Raw genomic sequence first — 15,372 nt, forward strand, 5'->3', positions numbered from 1 at the left:
CATCGGCATCAGGCCCAGGGGTGCATCGGGCACCCGGCGTTCCGCACGCCCTCTCACCAGGGGGCGGGAATGCAAGCGACGACGGCGCCCCCGCGCCGCCAACAACAGGGGCGATGACGCATGTCTGAAGAGCACGTGTTGTCTGAAGCAGTGGCTGTTTGACAGTTGAATCCGATGAGGCCGTAGGATGGGTAGAGCGCAGGCGCGCTTGCGCCGGAGCGAAACCCATCATTCGCGCGCACAGAAGCGATGGGTTTCGCGAAGACGCTCGCCATCCTACGCGATCACAACAATCCGCTTTCTTCGCCTTCGGCCTGCTCGATCAGTTCTTCCGTCACCACGGTCTTGCGGCGGGGGACCAGAAAGATCATCGCTGCGGCGCAGCCGCAGGACAGCACGACGAGTGCAATGTTCAGCGGCACAGGCGTGGCGAAATGGCCGCCGAGCCAGGCGCCGAACTGCGAGCACAGCGAACCCAATCCCATCTGCAGGAAGCCCATCATGCCCGAAGCCGTGCCCGCGGCCTGCGGCCGAATGCTGAGCGCGCCGGCAGCGCCGTTCGACATCACGAAGGCATTGCCGAACATCACAATCATATGGGTGAGAAACAGCCAGGCCGGATTCTGGTTCAGGCCGGTGAGGCCCCAGACCACATTGAGCAGCGCGCCGCCGAATTGCAGCGCAAGGCCGAACCAGATCAGTTGTTCGATGGTCCGGCGCGGCGCGAAGCGCACGCAACAGAGATTGCCGACGAGATAGGCGAGGCCCGAGGTTGCGAACCACGCGCCATATTCAGCCGATGTCCGGCCCATCTGCGTAACCACCACATAGGGACCGCCGCCGGCAAAGGTGAAGATGATCCACGAGGCCACGACATAGCAGAGGAGATAGCCGATGAAGGTCCGGCTGCGCAGCAGGACACGGGAGTCGGCGATGAAGCCGCCGCCGCTCACGTCACTGGCAGCACGCCGTCTCGTTTCGGGCAGGAAAAATGCGATCGCCAGCGTGACGACAACAGACGATGCGGTGACCACATAGAAGATCGCGCGCCAGCCGAAGCCAGTCTCGAGCAGACCGCCGGCCAGCGGGCTCAGCATCTGCGCGATCATCATCACGGCGATGACAAGGCTGATCATCGCGCCGACACGCTCGCGCGGATAGAGGTCGCGAATGATGGCGCGGCTCATCACCATGCCCGTCGCGCCGCCGAGCGCCTGGAAGAAACGTGCGGCGATCAATTGCGGCAGCGTCAGCGCGAAGCTCGAGCCGATACCGGCGATCACCATCAGGCCGAGACCCGCAAGCAGCACCGGACGCCGTCCAAATCTGTCCGAGAGCGGCCCCATGATCAGCTGCGAGAAAGCGAGCCCGACCATGTAGAGCGACACCGTCATCTGCGCGATGGAAATGTCGGCCTCAAAGGTGCGCGCGAGTTCGGGCAGCGCCGGCACCAGCATATAGAGGGAGATCGGCGCGATGCCGGTCATCACCACCAGCAACAGCAGCATCACCCGCGATTTGGAGAGGTCGACGGCGTCGACTTTGGGAACGGGCGGGCTGTAATTCACGTGAGTTGAGTTCTCTTGTTATTGTGGCTGCGTCAGCGGTTCGGTCGCCGCTTCGAGCCAGACCCGCGTCGCTTCATCGTCGAGCAGCGGCATCACCTCGCGGCGAACGCGGGCGTGATAGTCGTTGATCCAGTTCAGCTCGCGCTTGCTGATGCGATGGGCGTTGATCAGCCGGCGGTCGATCGGCGCCAGCGTCAGCGTCTCGAATGCATTCATCGGCTGTTCGGCGCCCTCGATATGGGCTTCGACAACCAGTTCGAGATTCTCGATGCGAATACCGAAGGCGTCGGTCTTGTAGTAGCCCGGCTCGTTGGAGAGGATCATGCCACGCTTGAGCGGCGTGGTGCCGAGCTTGGAAATGCGCGCTGGGCCTTCATGCACCGACAGATAGCTGCCAACGCCGTGTCCGGTGCCGTGGGCGAAATCGAGGCCGGCATGCCAGAGAAACTGCCGCGCCAGCGTATCGAGCTGCGCGCCGGTGGTGCCAACGGGAAATGCGGCGCGCGCGATGGCGATATGGCCGCGCAGCACGCGGGTGAAGCGGTCGCGCATTTCGTCGGTCGGCTCGCCAATCGCAATGGTGCGGGTAACGTCGGTGGTGCCGTCTTCATATTGCGCGCCGGAATCGATCAGCAGCAGATCGCCGAGCGCGATACGGCGATTGGTCTTGCGGGTGACCCGGTAATGCACGATGGCGCCGTTCGGGCCGGTGCCGGCAATGGTTGGAAACGACACATCCTTCAGCGCGCCGGTCTGGCGGCGGAACGTCTCCAGCGCCTCGACAGTGTCGATCTCGGTGAGGTGACCTTTCGGCGCCTCGCGATCGATCCAGGCGAGAAAGCGCGCCAGTGCGACCGCATCGCGGCGATGCGCGGTCTGCGTACCCTTGATCTCGACCGGGTTCTTCACGGCCTTGAGCAAAGCGACGGGATCGTTGCCGCGCACCGGCTTGCCGCCGGAGGAGATGATCAACCGGCTCAGCGCATCGGCAGCGGTCGCATTATCGAGTGCGATGGATGCGCCGGAGGCGGCGAGAGCGGCGAGCGCGGATGTCAGCGCATCCGGCTCCTTCACATCGGCCGAGACTTCCAGATGGTTGCGCGTGCTGTTGGAGAGCTTGCGATGATCGATGAAGATCTGCGGCCGGCCGGTCTTCGGGACCAGCGCATAGGACAGCGGCAGCGGCGTATGCGAGACGTCGGCGCCGCGGATGTTGAAGGTCCAGGCCACCGCGTGGGAATCCGACAGCACAATGGCATCGACGCCGAGGCGGTCGATCTCGGTGCGGATCTGGGCGAGCTTGTCGGCCTCGGAGACGCCCGCATAGGCGAGGGGATGGATCGACACCGCGCCGAGGGGCGGCGCCGGGCGCTCGGTCCAGACCTGGTCGAGCGGATTGCTGTCGACGGCGACCAGCTCGGCGCCGGCCTTGGCGCAGGCCGCCGCCAGCCGCTCGACTGCCGCGGAAGTGTGCAGCCACGGATCAAATCCGAGGCGATCTTCGGGCTTGAGGTGATCCGTGAGCCAGGTCTCCGGCGGCGGCTCCACCAGCGACTGGATGCTCCACGCAGTCACATCGACCTGTTTGGCCGCCTGAAGCGTATAGCGGCCGTCTACGAACACGGCGGCTTCCTGCAGCAGCACGATGGCCATGCCGGCCGATCCGGTGAAGCCGGTGAGCCAGGCCAGCCGCTCGTCGGACGGCGGCACATATTCATTCTGCTGCTGATCTGCGCGGGGAATCACGAAGCCGGTCAGTTTCCGGCGCAGCAATTCCTCGCGAAATGCGGCCAGCCGCGCAGTCAGCGCCACGCCGCTTTCGGGCTCTTCGAACGTCTGGAAATGGGCTTCGAACATCGCGGGATCATCCTATGGGTGCACCGTCAGGCCTGCAATCGAGGGGCAGGGTTGCGCAAATTTGGCACAAGTTATGCTTGAAATTTGATGGTTGTGTTCAACCGGATGGAACAACGTGCTCCGGCCTGTGTTGTCGGCGCGATGCCTGGCCATTCAGAGTGTCTCAACTCAACGAAGAGGGGATACACAATGCCTGCTTTTACGTTCGAGAAGATTTCGCCACCGGCCACGCTTGGCCATTCCCCACCCGCCCAGTCAACTCAAGTCCCGCCCAATCAGCCAAATCAACGCAGCGGCATCGTCCAGATTCTGGGGCGTTTCGTCGAAGCCCGCGTAACGCGCGCCGAGCGGCTGGAAAATGCGACACTCCGTCGTCGCGACGTGCCGCCCCCGAAGTAGAACCGGCAGGTCACGACCTGCGGGCTCTCAACAGATATTCGTCGTTATTCCGGTGCTCGGAAAATGGCGTGCACAGACTGGCGTATCAGCCTGCGCGCTGCATCAACAGGCTGCTCCAGCCTTCGATGATCTGATGCTTGCGCAGCACCAGCCCGCGGGCGCGATAGGCGGCGATCACGCTCATCGCCTGATGCGGCAACAGGCCTGACAGGATCACCATGCCGTTGCGCGTGAGGTGTCGTGCCATGTCGGTCGACATCGCGCGAAGTGGATTGGCGAGGATGTTCGCCAGGATCAGATCGAACGGCGCGCGATCGCCGAAAGCCGGCGAGGAAAAGCCGGTGGCGCAGACGGTATCCACTAGATTGCCGACGCCGTTGAGCCGCATGTTCTCGCGCGCCACCTTCACAGACATCGGGTCGATATCGGTCGCTAGCACGCGGCGCTTGGTCGCCTTGGCGGCAGCAATCGCCAGCACACCGGTGCCGGTGCCCAAATCGAGCATCCGTTTCGGCGCCTTCGCGCGCAGCACATAATCAAGATAGACGAGGCATCCACGCGTGGTGCCGTGATGGCCGGTACCGAAAGCAAGCGCCGCTTCGATCTCGATGCCCAATTGATTGGGCCGCACCTTGTCGCGGTCATGCTGGCCGTGAACGATGAAACGTCCGGCGCGGACCGGCACCAGGCCTTCGAGGCTTTCCTTGACCCAGTCCTTGGCCTCGATGCTGTCGAACACGATGCTGTCAGCGACGGTATCGTCCGAGGCGAGGCTGACGAGGTCGCGGATCGACGCCTCGTCCGGCGGGTCGGCGAAATGCACGGTGACGTCCCAGCGGCCCTCGGGACTCTCGAATGCAGCGATCGCGGCCTGGCCTTCCTCGAAACTCTCGGTGAGGAGATCGACGATGCGCTTGGCGCTGAATTCATCGCCGACGGCGAAGGTGGCGCGGCTGGTTCCTTGGGGCGTGGTCATCGCGGGTCCGGGTGGCGTCGTGAACAGGGTCTGCACAGCTTAGGCGCGCTTCGTACAGGGTTTATCCATGCGGCGATACAGGGTCGATGCACCGGCAGCGCACAGGGGTATGGGACGAATATACCGCTGTCATCCCGCGCTTCCGCACAGGCTTATTCAGGACCCATCCACCGCCTGTTCACAGGCTTATCCATAGGATGTCCTCAGCCGAACAGCGCCCGGTGGTCCCTGAGGATCGCCTTGGCCGCATTGTGGCCGGGGGCGCCCGTGACGCCGCCGCCGGGATGGGCGCCGGAGCCGCAGTGATAGAGCCCCTTCAGCGGCCCGCGATAGTCCGCATGGCCGAGCATCGGCCGCGCCGAGAACAACTGGTTCAGGCTGAGCGCGCCGTGAAAGATGTCGCCGCCGAGCAGGCCGAAGTCGCGCTCCAGATCGAGCGGTGACAGCGCCTGCCGGCCGATCACACTGGCGGCAAAGCCGGGCGCGTAGTCGTCCACCGTCTTGATCATCAGGTCCGCGACCTCGTTCCGATGGTCATCCCAGGATGCGCCGTTCGGGAGTGTCGGTGCAACATGCTGGCAAAAGAGACTGGCGACGTGCTGGCCCGGTGGGCTGAGGCTGTCATCAAGGGTGGAGGGAATCAGTACTTCGACAATCGGCTGGCGGCTCCAGCCGTGCTGCTTCGCATCGAGCCAGGCACGATCCATATAGTCCAGACTCGGCGCGATGATGATGCCGGCCGAGAGATGGTCGCCATCGCCGGGCAGTGCGGTGAATGAGGGCAGCGCGTTCAGCGCGACATTCATGCGGAACGTGCCGGAGCCATTGCGCCAGTTGCGGATGCGATCGAGGAACGGCTTGGGCAGCGCATCCGCCGGCATCAGCCGCGTATAGAGCAGTTTCGGATTGACGTTGGAGGCAACATATTTCGCACGCACGCTCTCGCCATTGTCGAGGATGACGCCGACGACCTTGTCACGCTCGACCAGCACTTCGCGCACGCCGTTGTCGAGTTCAATCTGCACGCCGTGCGAGCGTGCCGCGGCGGCCATGGCCTGCGTGATCGCGCCCATGCCGCCGATGGCGTGACCCCAGACGCCTTTCTTGCCGTTCACCTCGCCGAACGCATGATGCAGCATTACATACGCCGAGCCAGCAGCGTAGGGGCTCGCATAGTTGCCGACCACGGCATCGAAGCCGAACAGCGCCTTGACCAGATCATGCTCGAACACGTCGTCGAGCATCTCGCCGGCGGAGCAGGTGAACAGATCAAGCAACACGCGTTGTTGCTCGACGCTCAGGGCGTTCAGAATCCTGGCAGTGCCAAGCGCGTTGATGGCCTCGCTGATGGTGCCCAAGCCAAAACCCTGCACCACATTCGGCGGCGCGCGCAGCACGAAGGCGCGCAACACATCGGCGATGACTTCGAGTTCATGAGAGAATGCACCGATCTGCTCGGCATCGCGCGTGCTGAGTGTGGCGACCGACTGCTGCGTGCGGCCCTCGCCGGTCAGCAGATAGTTGCCATTCGGCGCGGGAATGAAATTCTGCGCCTTGCGCTCGACAATCCGCAGGCCATGTTCGGCCAGTTTCAGATCGGCGGCGATTTGGGGATTGAGCAGGCTGACGGTGTAGGCCGCGACGGAATTGCGGAAGCCGGGATGAAACTCCTGTGTCACCGCTGCGCCGCCGACCACGGAGCGGCGTTCGACCACCTTCACGCGCAGGCCGCTCATGGCGAGATAGGCCGCGCAAGTGAGGCCGTTATGGCCGGCGCCGATGATCAAAACGTCCGTGTCCGACATGTCCGCTTCAACAAAGCTTGCAAACGAAAATTGGGCCCTCTTTATCGAAGAGGCGCGCGCGCGGCACAAGGCCGCCCATCACGATTGTGGTTCCATAGTTAGCGCGCATTGCCCGGAACGGTGCCATATGCTCCATTCCCGGCCGCCGGTTACCGGCCGGATTTTCGCTTTTCTGCCGTGCAATATGCTGGAGCCTTCATGAGTTCGTCGCAGCCCGTCGCCGCCCCAAACTCGGCCTCCCGCAACCGGCTCCTTCTGGTGGTCTATACCGCGGCGATCTTCACCAGCGCGCTCCTGCTGTTCTCGGTGCAGCCCCTGTTCACCAAGATGGTGCTGCCGCGGCTCGGCGGGTCGCCGGCGGTATGGTCGGTGGCGATGGTGTTTTTCCAGTCGCTGCTGCTCGGCGGCTACGCCTATGCGCATTACCTGATGCAATTGCGCAGCCGGCTGGTGCCGGTGGTCGTTCATCTCCTGCTGCTGATCGTGGCGCTGCTCACATTGCCGCTGTCCATCGCGTCGGGCTGGGGCACGCCGCCGGAGAGTGGCTATGCGTTCTGGCTGCTCGGCCTGTTCGCTGTGTCCATCGGCCTGCCGTTCTTTGCACTCGCCGCGAATAATCCGCTGCTGCAGGCGTGGTTCGTGCGCACCGGCCATCACAACGGCCACGATCCGTATTTCCTCTATGCGTCGTCGAATGTAGGCAGCTTCCTCGCGCTGCTGTCATATCCGGTGTTGCTCGAACCGATGTTCTCGCTGCGGACGCAGAATCTGATCTGGACGTCAGGTTATGGTCTGCTGATTCTGCTGATCGCCGGCTGCGGCGTGTTGCTGATGAAATCGCCGCCGGTTGCCGTGTCCACACCGGGCGCCGACCCCGTCGATGCACGGGCGCCAGGCTGGGCGTTGCGTGCGCGCTGGATTTTCCTCGCCGCTGTGCCATCGGGCCTGCTGATCGCCGTCACCGCACATATCTCGACCGATGTCGCCGCTGCGCCGCTGCTCTGGGTGTTGCCGCTGTCGCTCTATCTGCTGACCTGGGTGCTGGTGTTCCAGTCACGGCCGCTGTTGCCGCATGGGTGGATTCTGATGTTGCAGCCGCTGGCGATCGCCGGCGTCATCGTGCTGCTCGCGATCGGCGGTGAACAGAATCTGTTGCTGACCCTCGGCGGTCACCTGCTGTGCTTCTTCATCATCGCCATGGCCTGCCACGGTGAACTGGCTCGGCAGCGTCCCGCCGCACGGTATCTCACGGGTTACTATGTCGCGCTTTCATTCGGCGGCATGGTCGGTGGTCTGTTTGCCGGCCTCATCGCGCCGTTCACCTTCTCATGGATCGCGGAATATCCAATCCTGATTGCATTTGCTGTGCTGTGCCGGCCGTCCTTGCCGGAGCGCTATTCCGGCTGGGCGCGCTGGTACTGGATCGCATTGGCCGTTGTCGCAATCGGATTGATCGCGCCGAGTTATACGACCGGCAAGCTGTTCACGTGGATCGATACCCAGCGCGTCTATGTCGTCAGCGCCGTCGCTGTCGTCGGCATGATCGTTGCAATCCTGCTACGCGCCGATCGGCTCAAGCTCGCGGCGATCACGGTCCTTGCGCTGGCATTGATCCGATTCTACCCGGCGGATGATGGCCGGGTGGAGACCGTGCGCAGCTTCTTCGGCGTGCACAAGATCGTGGTGACACCGAACGGCCAGTATCACGTGCTGATGCATGGCACGACTATTCACGGCGCCGAGAAATATTTGAACGACGACGGCACGCCGGTGACCGGACGGCCGGAGCCGATCTCTTATTATTACAAAGACGGTGGCATCGGGCAGGCGATCACGGCGGTACGTGCCCGCAAGGGAGGGCCGTTGCGCGTGGCAGTGATCGGGCTCGGTTCGGGATCGCTGACCTGTGCGTCAGCGCCCGGCGAGGACTGGAAGTTCTTCGAGATCGACCAGTCGATGGTCGATACGGCCAGGGATCCGAAATATTTCAGCTACATCCAGAAGTGCGAGCCGGACGTCAAACCGGTGATCGGCGATGCGCGGCTGACCTTCGCGAAGGAACCGGACGGCGCCTACGACCTCATCATCGTCGATGCCTATTCGTCGGATGCGATCCCGATCCATCTGGCGACCGAGGAAGCGATGGAGATCTACAAGGAGAAGCTCGCCCCTCAGGGCGCCGTCGTCATGCATGTGTCGAACCGGCATCTCGAACTCGCCAGTGTCGTGGTCGGCATTGCCGATGCCAATGACATGAAGAGCTGGGTCTATTCGGAGGATTCCGGCCGCGACAACGAATACATCTTCTCGACCAACGTCGTCATCTCGGCACATGATGCGGCAGACGTCGGGTCCATCGCGACGTCATCGCAATGGGCAATGACAGAGGCGAAAGACGATCAGCGGGTCTGGACCGACGACTATTCCAACGTGCTCGGCGCCGTGTGGCGCCGGCTACGGGACGGGGACAACTGAAGCGTTTTCAAGCGAAGCGGACGCCGGTTCGCGTCGAGAAAACGCGTCACAAATGTTCCCTCAGTAATCGCCGAAGAAGCCGCGCGGCTGATACGGCCGCGGGGCATAGGCCTGCGGCGGATACTGCCGGCTGTAATAGCCGCGGTTAGCGTAATACTGCTGCGTCTCGGCTTCCGTCATACGGCGATAGCCGGGAGGGGCCGGATAACGCTGACCGTCATTGCCATCGGCCGGATAGATGTAACGATCGTCATCCGCAGGCTGGACCTGGCGCACGACGCGGCGGCCCGGCGCCACGGCCTGCGGGGTGAGATCCATTGGATTGCCGGCGGCGTCATAGGACGGTGTGGCGGGTGCGATGTCGCGGCGGGCAACGGCTGATGGCTTCGCCGGACGCGGGTTGCGGGCAAGGGCGACCTGCGACGAGCCGGTCAGCGTAACGGTGGTGTTGAGCACGCCGTCAGCCTTTACCATGGCAAACAGGGTCGCGGCATTCTCACGCGACAGCCGGACGCAGCCGTGGGAGGCGGGCGAGCCCAAGCGGTTCACGGAATCGGTGCCGTGGATGGCGTGGCCCTTCTTGGTGAAGAAGATGGCATGGGGCATCGGCGCGTCGTCGAACTCCTTGGAGAAGTGATCCTCCTCCATGCGGAATGTCTGGAAGCTGCCGTTCGGGGTCTCATAGGACGGAAGGCCCGACGAGACCGGCCAGCGATATTTTTCGACGCCGTCCTGAACGACGGTCAGCTGCTGGGCATTCTTGTCGATGGTTATGGCAATCTTGGCCTGCGCAGTGCTGGTGGCGGCAAAAACGGCGAGACCCGCAAGGGTCATGTAAAACGAACGCATCTTACCTTGGCCTCCGGGCCGTAACCTGTTGTAACGCCTGCCGTCCCTGACCCAATATGCATACCGGGCGTTCGAGTTTCCAGTGACAGTTTCGTGCATCCTTAACGTTGGGCTAGGCGGCACCAAGGCGGCGAATGGGCCGAAACACGGCTCGGGACGTCGATGCCTGTGCGCGATAGGAAGCTTCTATTGGACGCAGATGGAACCGGTTCCTAGGTCGCGCGTTACCCTCCCACAATCGCAAGCGGCGAATTCTCGCCGCTCAGAGGGAAGCTCCACATGACCGTCAAGACCGCTGCGCTGCCGATCAGTTCGTCAATGAAGACCCGCCTGGCATTGGCCGCCGGCGTACTTGCTCTGGTCGCCATGCCGCATTTTGCGCAGGCGCAGGGCGTTTTCCGGGGTGGTGAGCAGGGTGCTAACCAAGGGTACCGTGAAGGCAATCGCGCCGCCGGGCCGGTCGGCGGTGTGGTCGGTGGCGCAGTTGGCCTCGGCGTCGGTGCGGCCGTGGGCGGCGTGAAAGGTGTGCTGGGCATTCCTGCAGGCGGCGGGCGCCGTTGCCGCGGTTACTATGATCGTCACCACCACTTCCGCTGCTATCGCTGAATTGATCGCGGTTGAAATGAAAACGGCCCGGTTCTCACCGGGCCGTTTTGGATTGTCTTGAGCGAACTCAGTTCTTCAGCTTGTAGCCGGTCTTGAAGATCCACCAGACGGCGAACATGCAGAGCACCAGGAACATGAAGGTCACCGCAAGGCTCCACACGACGCTGACATCGGAAATCTCGTAGAAGCTCCAGCGGAAGCCGCTGATCAGATACACGACCGGATTGAGCAGCGTGACGGTCCGCCAACCCGACGGCAGCATGCTGACGGAGTAGAAGCTGCCGCCCAGGAATGTCAGAGGCGTCACAACCAGCAGCGGGATTGCCTGCAGCTTTTCGAAGCCGTCGGCCCAGATGCCGATGATGAAGCCGAACAGGCTGAACGTCACTGCCGTCAGCACCAGGAAGGTCAGCATCCACCACGGGTGCAGGATGTGCAGCGGTACGAACAGTCCGGCAGTGGCCAGAATGATCAGGCCCAGCAGGATCGACTTGGTCGCGGCGGCGCCGACATAGCCAAGCACAACTTCCACATAGGACACCGGCGCCGACAGCAATTCATAAATCGTACCGGTGAATTTGGGGAAGTAGATGCCGAACGAGGCGTTGGAAATGCTCTGCGTCAGCACTGACAGCATGACGAGACCAGGCACGATGAAGGTGCCGTAGCTGACGCCCTCGATGGAGGTGATGCGCGAGCCGATCGCGGCGCCGAATACCACGAAATACAGTGAGGTGGAAATCACCGGCGAAACAATGCTCTGCAGCACGGTGCGCCAGGTGCGCGCCATTTCGAACAGATAGATGGCGCGGACAGCTCTGAAGTTCATGTTACTTCCTCACCAGGCTGACGAAGATGTCTTCGAGCGAGCTCTGCGTGGTGTCGAGATCGGAAAAGCGGATGCCGGATTCGCGGAGATCGCCAAGCAAGCTGGTGATCCCGGTACGTTCGCTCTTCGTGTCATAGCTGTAGATCAGCTGGTTGCCGTCGGCAGCGAGCTCGAGTTTGTAGGGCGCGAGGCTTGCCGGGATTTCCGTGACCTTGGTTTGCAGATGCAGCTTCAGCTGCTTCTTGCCGAGCTGCTCCATCAGCTTGGTTTTTTCCTCGATCAGGATGATCTCGCCCTTGTTGATGACGCCGATGCGGTCGGCCATCTCCTCGGCTTCTTCGATGTAATGCGTGGTGAGGATGACGGTGACGCCGGCAGCGCGCAGCGTTCGCACGACTTCCCACATGCCCTTGCGCAATTCGACGTCGACGCCGGCGGTAGGCTCATCGAGAAACAGGATCTGCGGTTCGTGCGACAGCGCCTTGGCGATCATCACACGGCGCTTCATGCCGCCGGACAGCGTCATGATCTTGTTATCCTTCTTGTCCCACAGCGAGAGGTCTTTCAGGATTTTCTCGATCAGCGCCGGATTCTTCGGCTTACCGAACAGACCGCGGCTGAAACTGACCGTGGCCCAAACCGATTCGAAGGCGTCGGTGTGCAGTTCCTGCGGCACCAGCCCGATCAGCGACCGCGCGGCGCGATAGTCCCGGGCGATGTCGTGACCATCGACCGTGACCTTGCCCGAGGTGGCATTGGCGATGCCGCAGATGATGCTGATCATCGTTGTCTTGCCGGCGCCGTTTGGCCCCAGCAGCGCGAAGATCTCGCCGCGGTTGATGTCGAGATCGATGCCTTTCAGGGCCGTAAAGCCCGAGGCATAGCTCTTGGTCAGATTGGAAACGGAAATGATGGGGGACATCGGCGATATCGTTCGAAAAGGGGAAGGCAGAGGACCGGGCGGTCATACCGGGACGCACCAACGACGCCGCCGAAAAGGCTTCGTCGGGCGCGGGGTGCGTACATAGGAACGGAAATCCGCCAGCGCAATCGCAGAGCAGGCGATTTTGGGGCTATTCCGCGGCGTAATCGATCTCGACGATGGTGCCGCCGTCGGCTGCATCAGCGAATTTGGGATCGCTGGTCAATTGCTCGATGCTACGCGGCGCCGGCAGGCCGTTCGAGCCGTCCGGATTGCGCCAGTCCTCGGCCGCGTATTCGAGCGTCTCCTCGGCTTCCGCGATGGCTTCATCGAGGGTGTCACCGGCGGTGACGACGCCGGGAAGATCGGGAAACGAGACGTTGAAGGTGCCGCTGGCATCCTTCTGAATGAGCGCGATATAGACCGGCATTGTCAGACGCGTTCCACGAAACTGTCGACGACCTTCTTCTCACCGGCCTTCTCGAACACGATGGTGAGCTTGTTGCCGTCGATCTTGGTCACATTGCCGTAGCCGAATTTCTGATGGAAGACGCGGTCCTGCAGCGTGAAGTCGGACTCCGTACCTGTGGACTTCGCGATCAACTCGCCCTCGATAGTCATCGGCCGCTTGTTCCGCGATGAAGAGGAACCACCGAACGGCGACTGGCCCTCACTAAAGCCGCTGCCACCCTGTCCGCCGCCGCGTGAACGATTGGCCTGCGCGCGCTGCCAGCCCGGCGTCGAATAGCTGGATCCGAACGATTCAACATTGTCGAAGCGCGAGGCTCCGTAGCCCCCGGCGCCGCCCCAGCCCGAACCGCCCTTGGATTCCGTGATCTCCACATTGGCCGCCGGCAATTCGTCTAGGAAGCGCGACGGCATCGTCGTGTTCCAGGTGCCGTGAATGCGGCGGTTAGTGGCAAAATAGAGTTTCGCGCGGCGCCGCGCGCGGGTAATGCCGACATGAGCGAGGCGGCGTTCTTCCTCGAGCCCGGCGCGTCCCTGCTCATCGAGCGCGCGCTGATGCGGAAACAGGCCTTCTTCCCAGCCGGGCAGGAACACGTTGTCGAATTCGAGCCCCTTGGCGGAATGCAGCGTCATCACCGAGACCGCATCCTCGTCGGCACCGCCTTCGCGGTCCATGACCAGTGAGATGTGTTCAAGGAAGCCTTGCAGGTTCTCGAACTCTTCCATCGAGCGTACCAGTTCCTTGAGGTTTTCAAGGCGACCGGCGGCGTCGGCGGAGCGATCCTTTTGCCACATATCGGTATAGCCGCTTTCGTCGAGCACGACTTCGGCGAGTTCGGTATGCGGCATCACTTCGCTTTGCTTGCGCCAGCGTTCGAAGCTCATCATCAGGTCGCGCAGGCTGCCGCGCGCCTTTGGCTTCATCTCGTCGATCTCGACGACCTGACGGGCAGCCTCAGAGAGTGGGATGCGACGCCTGCGGGCGTGATCATGCAGCATCTGCACGGTGGCATCGCCGAGGCCGCGCTTGGGCACATTGACGATGCGCTCGAAGGCGAGGTCGTCGGCGGGGGAATTGATCACCCGCAGATAGGCCAGCGCGTCGCGGATTTCCGCGCGCTCATAGAAGCGCGGGCCGCCGATGACCCGATAGGGCAGGCCGAGGGTGACGAAGCGGTCTTCGAACTCGCGCATCTGGAACGAGGCACGCACCAGAATGGCAATGTCGTTGAGCTTGTTGCCGGCGCGCTGCAGGTCCTCGATCTCTTCGCCGATTGCGCGGGCTTCTTCCTCTGAGTCCCACGAGCCGGTGACCGTGACTTTCTCGCCATCGACGTCCTCGGTGCGCAGAGTCTTGCCGAGCCGGCCTTCATTATGCGCGATCAGATGCGAGGCGGCGGCGAGGATGTGTCCGGTCGAGCGGTAGTTGCGCTCCAACCGGACGACCTTGGCGCCGGGAAAATCATGTTCGAAGCGCAGGATGTTGTCGACCTCTGCGCCGCGCCAGCCATAGATCGACTGGTCGTCGTCGCCGACGCAGCAGATGTTCTTGAGCGGAGCGGCTGGCTTGGAATCCGCCGAAGGTGCGTCCGCTTCCGGCAGCAAGCGCTGACCGGGCGCCTGCGACAACAATCGCAGCCACAGATACTGCGCGACGTTGGTGTCCTGATATTCGTCGACCAGAATGTATTTAAAGCGTTGCTGATACTGCTTGAGCACATCGGGATGCTCGCGGAACAGCCGAATGCATTCGAGGAGCAGGTCGCCAAAGTCAGCGGCGTTGAGTGTCTTCAATCGATCCTGATAGGCCGCATAGAGCTTGCCGCCCTTGCCATTGCCGAATACGGCCGCTTCGCCCGATGGCACCTGCGATGGCGTCAACCCGCGATTCTTCCAGCCGTCGATCAGGTTGGCCAGCATTCGCGCCGGCCAGCGCTTGTCGTCGATATTGTCGGCCTGCAGGAGTTGCTTGAGCAGCCGGATCTGGTCGTCGGTGTCGAGCACCGTGAAATTGGATTTCAGCTGCACCAGTTCGGCGTGGGTGCGCAGGATACGACCGCCGATCGAGTGGAAGGTGCCAAGCCACGGCATGCCCTCGACCGCCTGGCCGAGCATGATGCCGAGCCGGTGCTTCATCTCGCGCGCGGCCTTGTTGGTGAAGGTCACCGACAGGATTTCGCCGGGCCGCGCTCGGCCCATGCTGAGGATGTGGGCGATCCGCGAGGTCAGAACCTTGGTCTTGCCGGTGCCGGCGCCAGCGAGCACGAGGACAGGACCATCAAGGGTCTCGACGGCGTCGCGCTGTTCGGGATTGAGTCCGTTCAGGTACTGGGCTGTCGGCGCCGCGGCGGCGCGCGCACGCGCACCAATGCCGCCTGCCGCCGGCTGGTAGGCAGGGAGATCGTTGGCGGCCATTTTGCGTGCGTCACTCATGCGAATCGTATTCCGCCCACGTTGGCACCGTGGGGCCTTAAAGGGGAGCCTTTTTGGCAGGATAGGAGGGCATATAGGAGCGAGGAGCCTCTGGCGACAGACTTATCCCCGTAGGGGCTCATCTGACACCCTTCGATATGCAGGGGCGCTCTCGTTTCAGTGATGTTGGCCGGTACGTGGGTCGG

12 protein-coding genes are annotated in these 15,372 nt (G+C 62.7%); 3 read left to right on the forward strand and 9 right to left on the reverse strand.

What is annotated here, in order from left to right; genetic code table 11:
- Positions 1-284 precede the first annotated feature (284 nt).
- Positions 285-1,508 (reverse strand): multidrug effflux MFS transporter, encoded by a 1,224-nt coding sequence (locus tag ACEK02_RS27245; RefSeq protein ID WP_371424622.1) that lies wholly within the window; start codon positions 1,506-1,508, stop codon positions 285-287.
- A gap of 78 nt (positions 1,509-1,586) precedes the next feature.
- On the reverse strand, positions 1,587-3,425 hold the full coding sequence (locus tag ACEK02_RS27250; protein WP_371424594.1) for an aminopeptidase P family protein: 1,839 nt from the start codon (positions 3,423-3,425) through the stop codon (positions 1,587-1,589).
- 189 nt (positions 3,426-3,614) lie between these two features.
- Here ACEK02_RS27250 and ACEK02_RS27255 point away from each other — a divergent pair, with 189 nt between their 5' ends.
- Positions 3,615-3,824, forward strand: a complete 210-nt coding sequence (locus ACEK02_RS27255) for a hypothetical protein (protein WP_371424595.1) — start codon at positions 3,615-3,617, stop codon at positions 3,822-3,824.
- 85 nt (positions 3,825-3,909) lie between these two features.
- On the opposite strand, the gene ACEK02_RS27260 is transcribed toward ACEK02_RS27255, so the two are convergent.
- Together ACEK02_RS27260 and ACEK02_RS27265 are read right to left on the reverse strand one after the other, a co-directional pair.
- Positions 3,910-4,800 carry a 50S ribosomal protein L11 methyltransferase gene (locus ACEK02_RS27260; RefSeq protein ID WP_371424596.1) on the reverse strand — a complete coding sequence of 297 codons (891 nt, stop codon included), beginning with the start codon at positions 4,798-4,800 and terminating at the stop codon, positions 3,910-3,912.
- A 203-nt stretch (positions 4,801-5,003) separates the two neighbouring features.
- The gene (locus tag ACEK02_RS27265) at positions 5,004-6,605 is read right to left on the reverse strand and encodes a phytoene desaturase family protein (protein WP_371424597.1); all 1,602 of its coding nucleotides are present in this window, start codon (positions 6,603-6,605) and stop codon (positions 5,004-5,006) included.
- A gap of 198 nt (positions 6,606-6,803) precedes the next feature.
- Here ACEK02_RS27265 and ACEK02_RS27270 point away from each other — a divergent pair, with 198 nt between their 5' ends.
- Positions 6,804-9,080, forward strand: coding sequence for a spermidine synthase (locus tag ACEK02_RS27270; RefSeq protein ID WP_371424598.1), 2,277 nt, complete (start codon positions 6,804-6,806; stop codon positions 9,078-9,080).
- A gap of 60 nt (positions 9,081-9,140) precedes the next feature.
- Here ACEK02_RS27270 and ACEK02_RS27275 read toward each other — a convergent pair whose 3' ends face one another.
- On the reverse strand, positions 9,141-9,929 hold the full coding sequence (locus tag ACEK02_RS27275; protein ID WP_371424599.1) for a L,D-transpeptidase family protein: 789 nt from the start codon (positions 9,927-9,929) through the stop codon (positions 9,141-9,143).
- A 279-nt stretch (positions 9,930-10,208) separates the two neighbouring features.
- Here ACEK02_RS27275 and ACEK02_RS27280 point away from each other — a divergent pair, with 279 nt between their 5' ends.
- Positions 10,209-10,535 carry a hypothetical protein gene (locus ACEK02_RS27280; protein WP_371424600.1) on the forward strand — a complete coding sequence of 109 codons (327 nt, stop codon included), beginning with the start codon at positions 10,209-10,211 and terminating at the stop codon, positions 10,533-10,535.
- Positions 10,536-10,602: 67 nt separating this feature from the next.
- Here the strand turns inward: ACEK02_RS27280 and ACEK02_RS27285 are convergent, their stop codons facing one another.
- From ACEK02_RS27285 to ACEK02_RS27300, 4 genes are all read right to left on the reverse strand, one after another.
- Positions 10,603-11,364, reverse strand: coding sequence for an ABC transporter permease (locus ACEK02_RS27285; protein ID WP_149532934.1), 762 nt, complete (start codon positions 11,362-11,364; stop codon positions 10,603-10,605).
- 1 nt (position 11,365) lies between these two features.
- Positions 11,366-12,286, reverse strand: coding sequence for an ABC transporter ATP-binding protein (locus ACEK02_RS27290; RefSeq protein WP_371424601.1), 921 nt, complete (start codon positions 12,284-12,286; stop codon positions 11,366-11,368).
- 151 nt (positions 12,287-12,437) lie between these two features.
- Complete coding sequence (locus tag ACEK02_RS27295) at positions 12,438-12,716, reverse strand: type II toxin-antitoxin system HicB family antitoxin (RefSeq protein ID WP_371424602.1); 279 nt, start codon at positions 12,714-12,716, stop codon at positions 12,438-12,440.
- 2 nt (positions 12,717-12,718) lie between these two features.
- Positions 12,719-15,187: an ATP-dependent helicase gene (locus ACEK02_RS27300; protein WP_371424603.1), complete on the reverse strand. Its 2,469-nt coding sequence runs from the start codon at positions 15,185-15,187 to the stop codon at positions 12,719-12,721.
- Positions 15,188-15,372: the final 185 nt, after the last annotated feature.

Origin of the sequence: Tardiphaga sp., assembly GCF_041424195.1 — a bacterium.
Taxonomy (GTDB): Bacteria; Pseudomonadota; Alphaproteobacteria; order Rhizobiales; family Xanthobacteraceae; genus Tardiphaga.

Bases quoted from the DNA above. Each gene is read 5' to 3' on its own strand.
- ACEK02_RS27285 (WP_149532934.1), bottom strand. From the start codon at position 11,364: ATGAACTTCAGAGCTGTCCGCGCCATCTATCTGTTCGAAATGGCGCGC.
- ACEK02_RS27295 (WP_371424602.1), bottom strand. From the start codon at position 12,716: ATGCCGGTCTATATCGCGCTCATTCAGAAGGATGCCAGCGGCACCTTC.
- ACEK02_RS27300 (WP_371424603.1), bottom strand. From the start codon at position 15,187: ATGAGTGACGCACGCAAAATGGCCGCCAACGATCTCCCTGCCTACCAG.
- ACEK02_RS27255 (WP_371424595.1), top strand. From the start codon at position 3,615: ATGCCTGCTTTTACGTTCGAGAAGATTTCGCCACCGGCCACGCTTGGC.
- ACEK02_RS27290 (WP_371424601.1), bottom strand. From the start codon at position 12,286: ATGTCCCCCATCATTTCCGTTTCCAATCTGACCAAGAGCTATGCCTCG.
- ACEK02_RS27280 (WP_371424600.1), top strand. From the start codon at position 10,209: ATGACCGTCAAGACCGCTGCGCTGCCGATCAGTTCGTCAATGAAGACC.
- ACEK02_RS27260 (WP_371424596.1), bottom strand. From the start codon at position 4,800: ATGACCACGCCCCAAGGAACCAGCCGCGCCACCTTCGCCGTCGGCGAT.
- ACEK02_RS27270 (WP_371424598.1), top strand. From the start codon at position 6,804: ATGAGTTCGTCGCAGCCCGTCGCCGCCCCAAACTCGGCCTCCCGCAAC.
- ACEK02_RS27245 (WP_371424622.1), bottom strand. From the start codon at position 1,508: ATGCTGCTGTTGCTGGTGGTGATGACCGGCATCGCGCCGATCTCCCTC.
- ACEK02_RS27265 (WP_371424597.1), bottom strand. From the start codon at position 6,605: ATGTCGGACACGGACGTTTTGATCATCGGCGCCGGCCATAACGGCCTC.
- ACEK02_RS27250 (WP_371424594.1), bottom strand. From the start codon at position 3,425: ATGTTCGAAGCCCATTTCCAGACGTTCGAAGAGCCCGAAAGCGGCGTG.
- ACEK02_RS27275 (WP_371424599.1), bottom strand. From the start codon at position 9,929: ATGCGTTCGTTTTACATGACCCTTGCGGGTCTCGCCGTTTTTGCCGCC.